The 13,223-nt window shown below is 70.6% G+C and carries 9 protein-coding genes; 1 reads left to right on the top strand and 8 read right to left on the bottom strand.

The annotated features are described in order from the left end of the window. Nucleotides 1-89: 89 nt before the first annotated feature. Nucleotides 90-2,069 carry an N-acetylmuramoyl-L-alanine amidase gene (locus ACH4RC_RS25595; RefSeq protein ID WP_398205082.1) on the bottom strand — a complete coding sequence of 660 codons (1,980 nt, stop codon included), beginning with the start codon at nt 2,067-2,069 and terminating at the stop codon, nt 90-92. A gap of 219 nt (nt 2,070-2,288) precedes the next feature. After that, nucleotides 2,289-3,440: an aminoglycoside phosphotransferase family protein gene (locus ACH4RC_RS25590; RefSeq protein WP_398205080.1), complete on the bottom strand. Its 1,152-nt coding sequence runs from the start codon at nt 3,438-3,440 to the stop codon at nt 2,289-2,291. Between the two features lie 234 nt (nt 3,441-3,674). Here ACH4RC_RS25590 and ACH4RC_RS25585 point away from each other — a divergent pair, with 234 nt between their 5' ends. Next, nucleotides 3,675-5,156, top strand: coding sequence for a hypothetical protein (locus tag ACH4RC_RS25585; RefSeq protein WP_398205078.1), 1,482 nt, complete (start codon nt 3,675-3,677; stop codon nt 5,154-5,156). Nucleotides 5,157-5,180: 24 nt separating this feature from the next. On the opposite strand, the gene ACH4RC_RS25580 is transcribed toward ACH4RC_RS25585, so the two are convergent. From ACH4RC_RS25580 to ACH4RC_RS25555, 6 genes are all read right to left on the bottom strand, one after another. Continuing rightward, entirely contained in the window at nt 5,181-6,575 is a 1,395-nt protein-coding gene (locus ACH4RC_RS25580; protein WP_398205077.1) for a PP2C family protein-serine/threonine phosphatase, read from the bottom strand. Between the two features lie 252 nt (nt 6,576-6,827). After that, complete coding sequence (locus tag ACH4RC_RS25575) at nt 6,828-8,447, bottom strand: glycoside hydrolase family 13 protein (protein ID WP_398205075.1); 1,620 nt, start codon at nt 8,445-8,447, stop codon at nt 6,828-6,830. A 96-nt stretch (nt 8,448-8,543) separates the two neighbouring features. After that, nucleotides 8,544-9,419, bottom strand: coding sequence for a carbohydrate ABC transporter permease (locus tag ACH4RC_RS25570; RefSeq protein ID WP_398205176.1), 876 nt, complete (start codon nt 9,417-9,419; stop codon nt 8,544-8,546). A 43-nt stretch (nt 9,420-9,462) separates the two neighbouring features. Next, nucleotides 9,463-10,416 carry a carbohydrate ABC transporter permease gene (locus ACH4RC_RS25565; protein WP_398205073.1) on the bottom strand — a complete coding sequence of 318 codons (954 nt, stop codon included), beginning with the start codon at nt 10,414-10,416 and terminating at the stop codon, nt 9,463-9,465. A gap of 36 nt (nt 10,417-10,452) precedes the next feature. Further along, on the bottom strand, nt 10,453-11,871 hold the full coding sequence (locus ACH4RC_RS25560; RefSeq protein ID WP_398205072.1) for an extracellular solute-binding protein: 1,419 nt from the start codon (nt 11,869-11,871) through the stop codon (nt 10,453-10,455). 264 nt (nt 11,872-12,135) lie between these two features. Beyond that, nucleotides 12,136-13,146, bottom strand: coding sequence for a LacI family DNA-binding transcriptional regulator (locus ACH4RC_RS25555; RefSeq protein WP_398205069.1), 1,011 nt, complete (start codon nt 13,144-13,146; stop codon nt 12,136-12,138). Nucleotides 13,147-13,223: the final 77 nt, after the last annotated feature.

Here is a 13,223-nt window from a genome sequence, read left to right as displayed (position 1 = left end):
AGACGCCTCGAAAAGACGCCTCGAAAGAATCAAGAGCCCGGATCCGCTCCCGCGCGGATCCGGGCCCCTTCATCCGGCGGCCGAGGCCGTCACCGCACCTTCGACGACACCACCTGGACGTCCGCCGCCCGCACATAGGCGACCCGGTGCGCGAACTGGATCTCGTAGTACACGTCCTCGCCCTTGACCACCTTGTGCGTCGACGTGTCGAACGTCGGGGAGTAGAAGTACTCACCGGTCGTCCGCCCGCCGATCACATAACGCTGCCCGGCGAGGAGCTTGTACGGCAGCGGTGAGACCGCCTGCGGCGTCATCCCCGCCGGGTACGCGGACGCCTCCGGATACGCCCGCCCGTACACCGGGATCTCGGTCGCGCCCGCCTTCGGCGTGACCACGGACTCCCGGGCGTCGACCGCCGTCGGCTGCTTGCGCGGGTTCTTGAACCACGCCTTCTGGCCGAGGTACCAGATCGCCGTCCAGTCGCCCTTGCGCTCCGCGACCGCGTACTGCTGGCCCGTCGACACCCGCGACGCCATGTCGTTCACGTCGATCGTCGAGTCCTGGCCGCCCGGCCGCAGACCGATGTCCTTGACGAGCGGCGCGTCCTCGCTCGGCGCCGTGTACACGCGCACCGCGCTCGATCCGTGCGGCGCGCACGGCTCGCCCGCTTTCGCGCAGCCGGTGAACTCCGGCCGGTTCGACGCGAAGTCGGGCCGGATGGTGACGGCCCCGCCGCGCGGCCCCGCCGACGGGTGGAACGGCTTGCCCATCAGCGCGAAGTAGTGCGCCCAGTCCCAGTACGGTCCCGGGTCGGTGTGCATCGACGGGATGGTCGACGCCGTCGGGCCCGGCACCGTGTCATGGCCGAGGATGTGCTGCCGGTCCAGCGGGATGTCGTACTTCTTCGAGAGGTAGCGCACGAGGCGAGCCGACGAACGGTACATCTCCTCCGTGTACCAGGAGTCGGGCTGCGCGAGGAAACCTTCGTGCTCCAGGCCGATCGACTTGGCGTTCACGTACCAGTTGCCCGCGTGCCAGCCGACGTCCTTGGCCTTGATGGACTGCACGATGTGCCCGTCGGTCGAGCGCAGCGAGTAGTGCCAGGCGAGATAGGTCGGGTCCTGGACCAGCTTGAGCGTCTGCTCCCACGTCGCCTCCGTGTCATGGATGACGATGTAGTCGATGCTCTGGTCGTGGGGGCGGTCCGCCAGGTCGTGGTTGCCGTAGTCGCCGTCGCCGAACTCCTCGTACGGCGCCGGGATCCACTCGCACGACACCGTCCTCGGGCACTCGGTCTCCGAGGCGTCCGTGCGGCGCAGGCCCATCGACTCCAACTGCGCCGCCTGCGGCTTCGCGGCCGGATCGGCGGCGAGCGCCACCTTCTGACCGTCGTCCGTCGTGCGCCGCTCGCCGTCACGGATCACCGCGAACACATCATTGGCGTACGTCGCCGCGGTCGCCTTGTCGTCGGCGCCGGAGAACGCCGCGACCGCGCCGTACCAGTCGGCCGGCGTGTCACTGAGCGGCTTGCCGAGGCGTTTCTGCGCGGCGGCGAGCAGCGCGGCGCCACCGCGCACGTTGGCCGCCGGGTCGCTGCGCAGCCGCTCGGCGGGGATGCCCGTGAGGTCCGCCGCGCGCGGCAGCGTCTTCAGACGGAGGGGGAGTTGGTTGTCGAGCGGCACGGCCCGGGAGGCCCGCAGCGGGTCGCGCGAGTCGTCGCCGCGCGCGTCGCCCTCCGCGTGGTCGTGCGCCACGGTTCCGGCGATCGCCGTGCGCGCGTCGGTCAGGTGCATGGGGCCGTAGCCGCCGGTCACGCTCGGCGCGCCGTCGTGCGCGTCCCACCGCGACTGCAGGTACGAGACGCCGAGCAGCACGCTCTGCGGCACCCGGTACTCGGCCGCCGCGGCGGCGAACGCCCCCTGCAGCCCGGTCGGTGAACCGTCCTCCGCCGCCCCGGGCGGCGCCGCCCCGAGCAGCGGAAGAAGCAGAGCCGCTGTGGCGAGCGTGCCCGCCGCCCGCACCCCCGTACGGGGACGCCTGCCGGGGATGGAACGGATGGACCGGTGCAACGGGGCCTCCTGGGGCGCTGGTGGTCGCACCAGTGGTATCGGCTCGCCACCGATCAGTCAATCATCCCAGGGGCGACAGAACGCCGCCTGCGACGCGTCACCGGAGTAGACCAATGCACGTACAGGCGGCGGGAGTTGGACCGGTCCGCACCCGGTTCTCGGACGACGAGGATCCGCGGTGCGCCACCCTCTTCGGCGCGCCGCGGAACCACGTCCCCGTCAGCGAGTGCCGACCGCCGCACGGACCGCCTTGCGGGCCATGTTGCAGTCGTCGTGCAGGCGGCGCAGCAACAACCGCTGCTCCTCGCCGGACGGCGCAGCACCGGGGTGGGCCGGTCCCGGTGCCGCCGGGGTCTGCTCGCGCAGCGAACGCTGCGCGGCCGTCTCGTAGGTACGGATCTCCCGGGTCAGGATGAGCATCAGATTGACCAGGAACGCGTCGCGCGAGGCCGGGCCGCCGGACTGCGCGAGCTGGCTGATCTGCCGGCGCGCCACCGGGGCGTCGCCGAGGACCGCCCACAGCGTCGCCAGGTCGTACCCCGGCAGGTACCACCCCGCGTGCTCCCAGTCCACGAGCACCGGTCCCGCGGGCGAGAGCAGCACGTTGGAGAGCAGGGCGTCGCCGTGACAGAACTGGCCCATGCCGCCGCGGCCCGCCGTGTGGGCGATGCCGTGCAGCAGCTTCTGCAGATCACCCATGTCACGGTCGGTCAGCAGACCCAGATCGTGGAACTTGTTGATCCGCTCCGCGTAGTCCAGCGGCGCGTCGAACGTGCCCGCCGGAGGCCGCCACTGGTTGAGCCGGCAGATCGCGCCGAGCGCGGCACGCACGTCCGCCCGCGGCGGAGCCTCGGCCGGGTGGCGCTGCAGGGCCGCCACCCGGCCGGGCATCCGCTCGATCACCAGCGTGCCGTTGTCCGGGTCCGCCGCGATGAGACGCGGGACCCGCACCGGCGGCCGGTGTCGGACGAACGAGCGGTATGCCGCTATTTCGTGCCCGACCCGCGCGGTCCACGCAGGGGAGTGGTCCAGTAAACACTTGGCTACGGCGGTGCTGCGCCCGGTCGTTCCGACGAGCAGTACGGAGCGCGGGCTGCGCCGCAGCACCTGGACCGGATGGAACTCCGGGCAGATCCGGTGCACCGTGGCGATCGCCGTGCGCAACTGGGCGCCCTGGGGGCCGGACAAGTCGAGTCTCCCGCTGAGCGGTGGTGTGCCGATCCCCGAGGCGCGACGCGGGCGTCCGACGCCACCGAGCGCCGGGCCCGCGGGCCGCGAGGGGTCGAGGTACGGGCCGCTGCCGGGCACCACCGGACGGAGGGGGCGGGGCGACCGGGGCGGGGCGGACACGGAGGACGATGCTGCGTACATGGGCGAGACAGATCCCTTCGCGTGCCGACGAGTTGCGTGCGCTGCCCCGGCCCGGCCGACCGGTACACCCTGGGGAATGCCCCTGCGTCGACCGGGTCGGGGTGGCGCATTCCTACCTGACACCCGACGGGCAGGAGCCCGACAGCTGGCGCACCCTGGCGAACCCTGGCGAATAGTCGCTCAGCAACTGACAGAGGGCTACTGTCGATTGCAGCCGAGAACCTGGGGGCTCACGTGAACGGACAACCCAACACCCGCCTGAGCGACCTGTTCGGCCTGGCCGGCTGGTCCAAGGGCGAACTCGCGCGGCTCGTCAACCGGCAGGCGGCGGCCATGGGCCACCCCCAGCTGGCGACGGACACCTCGCGGGTGCGGCGTTGGATCGACATGGGAGAGATCCCGCGCGATCCGGTACCGCGGGTGCTGGCGGCGCTGTTCACCGAGCGACTCGGCCGTGTCGTGACCATCGAGGATCTCGGTCTCGTCCGACGCGGGCGCGCAGGAAGACGGCAGGGCCCGGAGCAACAGGGGCCCGACGGAGTGCCGTGGGCGCCCGAGCGGACAGCTGCGGTCCTCACCGAATTCACGGGAATGGACCTCATGCTCAACCGACGCGGCTTGGTGGGCGCGGGTGCCGCGCTCGCCGCAGGATCCGCACTCAGCAGCGCCATGCACGACTGGCTGCACACCGACCCGGTCCTCGCGGCCGACGCCCCTACCTCCCACGACCCCCTGCATGCCGACCCCGCTGGGTTCGACCGCTACGAGGCCGCCCCCATCGGGTCGCAGGAGATCGAGGAGCTGGAGCGCTCGGTCGAGGTGTTCCGGGCCTGGGACGCTTCCCGCGGCGGCGGGTTGCAGCGCAAGGCGGTCGTCGGCCAGCTCAACGAGGTCGGCGGGATGCTCTCCTACCGACACCCTGTCCATCTGCAGCGGCGCCTGTGGGGCGTCGCCGCCAACCTCGCCGTCCTCGCGGGCTGGATGTCCCACGACGTCGGCCTCGAACCCACGGCCCAGAAGTACTTCGTCATCGCCGCGCACGCCGCGCGCGAGGGCGGCGACCGGCCGAGAGCGGGCGAGGCCCTCTCCCGGGCCGCCCGCCAGAAGATCCACCTGGGCGCCCCCGACGAGGCGCTCGACCTGATGAAGCTCGCCAAGTCCGGCTCGGGCGACGAGGTGCTGCCCCGCACCAAGGCCATGCTGTACACCATCGAGGCATGGGCGCAGGCGTCGCTCGGCAAGGGCCAGGCCATGCGCCGCACCCTCGGCGAGGCGGAGGACCTCTTCGTCTCCGACCGGGGTGACGTGGCGCCGCCGAGCTGGATGCAGATGTTCGACGAGGCGGACCTGCACGGTATGCAGGCCCTCGCCTACCGCACCCTCGCCGAGCACGAACCGGGCGCCGCGATCATCGCGCAGCGCCACGCCAAGGAGGCGCTCGCGCTCCGCGCGGGCGGCCGCGACCGCTCGAAGATCTTCGACCACCTGTCCCTGGCGTCGGCCTGCTTCATCGCCGACGACCCCGAACAGGCGGACCGGTACGCCCGCCTCGCCCTGTCGTCGATGGGGTCGAACTCGTCCCACCGCACCTGGGACCGGCTGCGCGAGATGTACCGGCTCACCGGTCAGTTCGCGGGCTACCCGAAGATCGAGGAGCTGCGTACGGAGATCAAACTGGCTCTGCCGAGGCCGTCGGTGAAGCGCGCCCGGGCCTGACCTCGAACCCCGTACGGGGAAGGTTCAGGGGCCGATCCTGGCGACCAGTACACAGGCGTCGTCCTCGCGCTCACCCGTGCCCAGCTCGTCCACGATCAGGCCCACGCACTCCTGTGCGCTGGGGGCCGTGGCCAGTTCGGGCGCGAGCGCGAGCAGTCGCTGCGCCGCGATGTCGCCGTTGTGCCGGGGCACGAGCCCGGCGGTGTGCAGGAGCAGGACGTCACCGGCGCGCAGTGTCTCGCGCGCGGGTCCGTAGCGGGCGCCGGAGGCCGCTCCGAGGAGCGCGCCTTCGGGTGGCGTGAGCGCACGCCCCGACCCGTCGCGGAAGAGCAGCGGGGCGGGATGTCCCGCCTGCGCCCACGCCAGTGTGCGGGCCGCCGGGTCGTACCGGCAGCACAGGGCGCTGGCCAGGGAGGGGCCCGGGGAAGCGAGGAGGAGGTGGTTCAGCCGGGCGAGCACCTCGTCCGGGGCGGCGGCGCAGACCGCCATGCCGCGGACCGTGCCGAGCAGCATCGCCATGCCCGAGGCGGCGGCGACGCCGTGTCCGGAGAGGTCGCCTACGGTCAACAGCGCTTGCTCGTCGGGGAGTTCGAGTACGTCGTACCAGTTGCCGCCGATGAGGCCGCCGACGGGGGAGGGGAGGTAGCGGGCGGCCACGTCGAGGCCGTGCGGGAGCCGCAGGGAGCCACGCCACGGCGGCAGCACGGCTTCCTGCAGCTCGACCGCGAGCCGGTGCTCGGTCTGCGCGATGTGCCGCTGGCGCTGGAGCGAGTCACGGGTCTCGCTCACCGCGCGCTGGCTGCGGCGCAGTTCGCTGACGTCGCGCACGACCGCCCACATCGAGGCGGTCGAGCCGTCGGCGTCGAGCACGGGCTCGCCCATCATGTGCACCGTGCGCGCGGAACCGTCCGGGCGTACGACGCGGAACTCCCCGTCGATCGACTTGCCGTCGATGAGGCAGTCCGTGACCATCGCGGTCAGTCTCGGCTGGTCGTCGCGGTGCACGAGAGCCGGCAGCTCGTCGAGGGTCAGGGCGGGGGCGAGCCGGTCGCGGCCGAGGATGCGGTAGAGCTCGTCGGACCAGGTCACCTCGTCGGTGAGCAGGTTCCACTCGGCGCTGCCGACCCGGCTGACCAGGGAGCTGTGCCGTTGTTCGGCGGCGGCGGGGCGGGGCGCGGGGCCTTCGCGCAGTTGTGCTAAATGCCGGTCCAGGTCGCTCAGTTGGTGCACCGCGAGCTCGTACAGGGCGCGCTGCCACCGGAGCTCGGCGTCCGCCTCGCCGTCGAAGGGGCCCGGTGTCTCCCGGCGCACCGCGTCGACGTCACCGAGGAGCCGGCGTGTCTGCGAGATCAGCGCGTCGACCGTGCCACGCTCCGGCGGCTGGCCGGTGGGGCGGTCCGCGAAGACATGGGGAGACATGACGAACTCCGATACAGGCGCCGAAGGCCACGGCGGACGGGAGGACTGCCTACGACTGTGGCACAGGCCGCCTGGCCTCGTAAGGCATTTCGCCATACACGATGCGGTGGTGCTTCTGGCATATGTCTTTGTCCTCCGGAACGCCTCTCCCGGACGCCACAGTCGAACTGACGGCCGGGAGAGGCGTAGGAAACGGCGTAGACGCGTTCGGCCGTGCGCCGATGCGCGAAGGGCCGGACAGCGTAGGGAAGGCTACGCCTGAGGAGTCGCCCGAGGGGTTGTCCGTGGAGCTGTGCTGAGCCACACCGCCGTGTCGCCCGGCAGGCGGCCGTCGGCGTCGAGCGCGTCACTCGACAGCAACAGGCGCTTGTGCGGCGGAAGTTGGACCGGCTCGGCGGCGCCCAGGTTGACAACGCAGACGACACCGTCGGCGCGGGCGAACGCCAGTACGCCCTCGGGGGAGGGGAGCCAGGTCAGGCCGAGCCCTTCGAAGCCCGGCTCGGCGGCGCGCAGCCGCAGCGCCGCGCGGTACAGCGCCAGCATCGAGGCCGGGTCCGCCTCCTGGCTCTCGACGGAGTACGCGCCCCACTCCGCGGGCTGTGGCAGCCACGGCTCGCCCGCGTTCCCGAAGCCGTACGACACCCCGTGCGCGGACCACGGCAGCGGCACCCGGCACCCGTCGCGCCCCGGGTCGACCCCGCCGGAGCGGAAGTGCATCGGGTCCTCGATGCGGTCGCGCGGGACCTCGGCCTCGGGCAGGCCCAGCTCCTCGCCCTGGTACAGGTATACGGAGCCCGGCAGGGCGAGCGAGAGCAGGGCGGCGGCGCGGGCCCGGCGCAGGCCGAGCGCCAGGTCCGTCGGGGTGCCGAACCGCTTGGCGGCGAAGTCGAAGCGGGTGTCCTCGCGGCCGTAGCGGGTGACGGTGCGGGTCACGTCGTGGTTGCACAGGACCCAGGTCGCGGGCGCGCCGACCGGCGCGTGGTAGGCGAGGGTGTTGTCGATGGACGCGCGTAGCTCGGCCGCGTCCCAGGACCGGGCCATGAAGTCGAAGTTGAAGGCCGTGTGCAGCTCGTCGGGGCGCAGGTAGCGGGCGAACCGCTCGGGGTCGGGCACCCACAGCTCGCCGATCAGGACACCGTCGTACTCGTCGGCGATCGCGCGCCAGGAGCGGTAGACGGCGTGGAGGTCGTCGCGGTCCACGTAGCCGGACTCGTCACCGTCGACGGCGTCGGCGAGGGCCGGGTCCTTGGCGAGGAGGGCGGCGGAGTCGATGCGGACGCCGGCCGCGCCGCGCTGGAACCAGAACCTGAGCACGTCCTCGTGCTCCTGGCGCACGGCGGGGTGCGCCCAGTTGAGGTCGGGCTGCTGGGCGGTGAACAGATGCAGGTACCACTCGCCGTCGGGGACGCGCGTCCAGGTCTCGCCGGAGAACTGCGAGGGCCAGTTGTTGGGCGGCAGTTCGCCGTTCTCGCCGCGCCCGGGGCGGAAGTGGAACAGCTCCCGCTCGGGGCTGCCGGGGCCCGCCGCGAGGGCGGCCCGGAACCAGGGGTGCTGGTCGGAGACGTGGTTCGGGACGATGTCGACGATGGTGCGGATGCCCATGTCGCGGGCCTCGGCGATCAGCTTCTCGGCCTCGGCGAGGGTGCCGAACGCCGGGTCGATGACGCGGTAGTCGGCGACGTCGTAGCCGCCGTCGGCGAGGGGGGAGCGGTACCACGGCGTGAACCAGATGGCGTCGACGCCGAGCTCCGCCAGATAGGACAGGCGTGCTCGGACCCCGGCGAGGTCTCCCGTCCCGTCGCCGTCACCGTCGGCGAAGCTGCGGACGTACACCTGATAGATGGCTGCGGAACGCCACCAGTCGTCGGCCACGAGGGGTCCTTTCGGGCAGGGCGGTGCGCGCCGCGCCCCGATGAGGGGGTACGCGGCGGCACACGACAGAGAGTGGAGAGTGCGGGCGGGCCGGTGTCAGCCCTTGAGGCCGCCGGCGGTCAGGCCGCCCATGATGTTGCGCTGGAAGAGCAGGAAGAGGATCAGCGTCGGCACCGACGCGATGGTGAGCGCGGCGATCAGCTGGTTCTGCGGGACGCCGTTGGAGAGCGAGTAGATGCCGACGTTCAGGGTCTGCTTGGCGGGGTCCGGCAGGGTCAGCATCGGCCAGAGGAAGTCCTTCCACACGCCGACCACCGCGAAGATGGAGACGACGCCGAGGATCGGCCGGGAGATCGGCAGCACGATGGAGCGCAGGGTGCGTACGGAGGAGGCGCCGTCGATGGAGGCCGCGTCGAGCAGCTCCTGCGGGATCGAGTCGAAGAACCGCTTGAGCAGGAAGATGTTGAACGCGTTCGTGACGGACGGCAGCCAGATCGCCCACGGGCTGTTGAGGAGGTTCCGCTCGAAGACGGGCACGTCGAGCACGGTCAGATACTGCGGGACGACCAGGACGGTCGCGGGGATCATCAGCGTCGCCAGCATCATGCCGAGGACGACGTTGCCGAAGACGGGCCGCAGTTTGGACAGGGAGTACGCGGCGGCCACGTCCAGGACGAGCTGGAAGGCGAGCGCGCCGAACGCGTAGTAGAGGGTGTTGAAGAGGAGTTTGGCGAGGTCCATGACCTGCCAGGCGTCCTTGTAGTTCTCGGGGTGCGAGCTGTGCGGTACGAGGGTGGGCGGGGACTGGACGATCTCGGCGGTGGTCTTGAGACCGCCGGTGACCATCCAGTACAGCGGGCCGAGGAAGACCAGCGTGAACAGGCCCATCGTCACGCCGAAGACGGTCCAGTAGATGATCCTTCCGCGGCGCCGGCCGAGGGTGGCCGGCGAGATCAGGGTGCGGGGGCGCATCGTTTCGGTAGCCATGTCGGTGAGATCCCAACTCCTCTGGGCGTCAGTCGTCCTGCGAACGGCTGAGGCGGACGTACACCGCGGAGAAGGCCGCGAGCAGGACGAGCAGGACGAGGCCGAGGGCCGCCGCGCCGCCGTAGTTGTTGAAGTTGAAGGCGTACTGGTAGATGAGGTAGACGACGGTGGTGGTGGACCCTTCCGGGCCTGCCCCGTTCGTCAGCAGGAACGGCTCGGTGAAGACCTGCATCGTGGCGATGATCTGCATGAGGAACATCAGCGAGAGGATCAGCCGCGTCTGCGGGATCGTCACGTGCCAGATCTTGCGCCACAGGCCCGCGCCGTCCAGCTCGGCGGCCTCGTACAGCTCGCCGGGGATGCCCTGGAGCGAGGCCAGGTAGATGAGGGTGGCGCCGCCCATGTTCATCCACGTCGCCGCGATCACGACGGAGAGCATCGCGGTGTCGGTCGATTGCAGCCATTGCTGTTCGGGGATCCCGAAGATCCCGAGGACGCGGTTGAACAGGCCGTAGCCGGGGTCGTAGAAGTACTTGAAGAGCAGGACCGAGGCGACCGGCGGGAGCATCACCGGCAGGTAGACGAGCATGCGCAGATAGCCCTGGCCGTGCCGGAACTCGTTGAGCAGGACCGCCACGAAGAACGGGACGGCGAAGCCGAGGACCAGGGCGAGCGCGGTGTAGAGGAGGGTGTTGCGCCAGGCCTGCCCGAAGGCCGGGTCGTTGAAGACGTACGTGAGGTTGGACCAGCCGGCCCAGGTGGTGCGGCCGTCCTTCGTCTTCTGAAAGGCCAGGATGAACTCCCTGACCATGGGATACCAGGAGAAGAAGGAGAAGCAGAGCACCGCGCCGATCAGGAAGCCGTGAGCGGTGAGATTGCGTCTTACGGCGCGTGCCAGCGAACCGCTCGGGGTGGCGGGCTGGCGCTCGGCGGGAGGCGGTGCGGCCTGCGGGGACTTCGCGGGCAGCGTCGGGGCCGACATGGTCACTCCTCGGATCACAGGTACTGGCGGGGCGGCTTACTGGTTGGCCAGCACCTGGTTGACCTGCTGTTCGGCGGTGGACAGGAGCTTGTCGATATCGGCGTCCTCGTTGGTCAGGACGCCCGACATGACGTTGTCGAGAACCTTGTAGATCTCCTGCGCCTTCGGCGGCTCGGCCTTGCCGGGCACCGGGTTGTCCATGAACGCCTTGAAGTTCTCGACCGGCATCGTGGCGTTGTCGGTACGGGACTTGAGGTCCTGCTCCTTGGTCTCACCGGTGAAGAAGTTCGGCTGCGGCAGGCCGACGGGCAGCTTGTCCGCCTTCGTGCGCGCCCAGTCGAACTGGCCCTTGGCAGGGGTGAGCGTCTTGAGGTTCAGCCAGGCGATGGCCGCCTTGATCTTGTCGGGCGACGAGCCCTTCTTGATCATGTAGTCGTTGCCGCCGAACAGCGTGGCCTTGCCGCCGGGGATCGGGCCCATGCCGAAGTTCTCGTACTCCGCGCCGAGCTGCTGGACCATGTACGTCACGTCGTCGGGCGCGGCGAGGAACATGCCGAGCTTGTCGGACGCGATCTGCTTCTGCAGGTCGCCCCACTTGAGCAGCTGCGTCTTGCCCATGCTGTCGTCGGTCCAGCGCATGTCGTGCAGTTGCTGGACGACCTGCTTGCCGGTCGCGTCGTTGAACGCGGCCTTCTTGCCGTCGGCGGTGACCATGGAGCCGCCGAGGCTGTACTGGGCCGCGGCGAAGTGCCAGCCGCCGGTGTTCTCCGCGCTGTACTCGCCGTATCCGGAGATGCCGTTGCCGAGGCCCGCGATCTTCTTCGCGGCGGTGCGGACCTCGTCCCAGGTGGTCGGCGGCTTGTTCGGGTCGAGTCCGGCCTGCTTGAACAGCTTGCGGTTGATGAGCAGGCCCATGGTGTAGTTGCTGGTCGGCAGGGCGTAGAGCTTGCCGTCCTTCTTCAGGGCGTTCATCACGTTCGGGTCGATCGAGCCGATCGCCGGAACGGTCTTGTCGGTGACGTATGCCGTGATGTCCTCGGCGCCGTTGTTGTCGAGGACCTGCTGGAGGTCGGTGAAGTACGTGTAGAAGACGTCCGGTTGCGACTTCGCCTTGAGGGCGGCGGTGAACCGGGCCGGCTCCTCGCACTGACCCGCGGTCGACTTACCGTCGATCGTGACGTTCGGGTACTTCTTGTTGAACTCCTTGACGTCCTCCTTCCACTCCTTCAGCTCGGCGGCCTTGTTCTTCGGCGGCATACAGTCGATGGTCAGCGTGACCTTGGTCTTCGGGTCGAGCGGTGCGCTGATGTCGGCCTTCGACCCGGTGCCGCCCGACCCGCCGTCGTCGGAGCTGCTGCTGGTGCCGCAAGCGGCGAGCGAGCCCAGGGCGAGGGCGGTGGCGATGGCGACCGCTGACGTTCGGCGGACAGGACGTGACCAGGTGGTGCTTCTCATCGTTGGGTCCCCTTCGGGCCTGAGCCCGCCTGTGCGTACAGGCAGGCAGGAACGTGGAGGCCCGCGGCACTGGGCTGCACGGGGAGGTGCGTGCCGGGGGCGTGCCACACTCAAGCACCGTCGACGGATCTCCGCAAGATGTCGCGCGTACTCCGCAAAAAATTAACAGGAGGGGGTCATGGGGGAGTACGCGTCACGGGCCCGCCGTCATACGGCGGACCCGTGGCGTCCGGTTCTTGCGGTCGGTTGCGCTCGGTTGCGCGATTATTCGGCGGGCGGGGGCGCTGTCGAGCCGCGCACGACCAGCTCCGGCTCGAAGAGCAGCTCGCCGACGGGGACCGTGCCGCCCTGGATCTGCGCCACGAGGAGCTCGACCGCGGCGCGGCCCATCGCCTCGATCGGCTGGCGCTCCGTCGTCAGCGGCGGCTCCGTGCAGTTCATGAACGCCGAGTCGTCGTAGCCGACCACCGACACGTCCCGGGGCACGGAGAGCCCGGCGCGGCGGGCGGCGCGCACGGCGCCGAGCGCGAGCGGGTCGCTGGCGCAGATGATGCCGGTGATGCCGCGCTCCAGGAGCCGGGTCGTCGCCGCGTGCCCGCCCTCCAGGGAGAACATGGCGCGCTCGATCGCGTCGTCCGGGAGCTTGCCGCCGGTGGCGCGGGCGACCGCGCGGGCCGCGGTCAGCTTGCGGCGCGAGGGCATGTGGTCCTCGGGCCCGAGGACGAGCCCGATCCGCTCGTGGCCGAGCGAGGCCAGATGGCGCCACGCCTGCTCGACGGCGACCACGTCGTCACAGGCCACGCGCGGGAAGCCGAGCCGCTCGATGGAGGCGTTGACGAGGACCACCGGGACATTGCGCTCCGCGAGGCGCTGGTAGTGCCCGTGCTCGGCGTCGGCCTGCGCGAACAGACCACCGGCGAAGACCACCCCGGAGACCTGCTGCTGAAGGAGCAGCTCCACGTAGTCCGCCTCGGAGACGCCGCCCTTGGTCTGTGTGCACAGGACCGGCGTGAGGCCCTGCTGGGCGAGGGCGCCGCCGATCACTTCCGCGAAGGCGGGGAAGATCGGATTCTGCAGCTCCGGCAGGACCAGGCCGACCAGGCGGGCCCGCTCCCCGCGCAGCTGGGTCGGCCGCTCGTAGCCGAGTACGTCGAGTGCGGTGAGTACCGCTTGTCGTGTGGCCTCCGAGACGCCGGGTTTGTTGTTGAGCACCCGGCTGACCGTGGCCTCACTGACTCCGACCTTCTTCGCCACCTGAGCAAGTCTGCGCGTCATGTGCGCAAGATTAGCGCAAAAGATTGCGGACAGTTTGCGTGATGGTGACATCCGGTCACGGACCGAGAAGGTGCCTC

Source organism: Streptomyces sp. NPDC016845 (genome assembly GCF_044332585.1).
GTDB lineage: Bacteria > Actinomycetota > Actinomycetes > Streptomycetales > Streptomycetaceae > Streptomyces.
The sequence above is the reverse complement of the archived record's forward strand: the minus strand, read 5'-3'. Positions and strand labels throughout refer to the sequence as shown.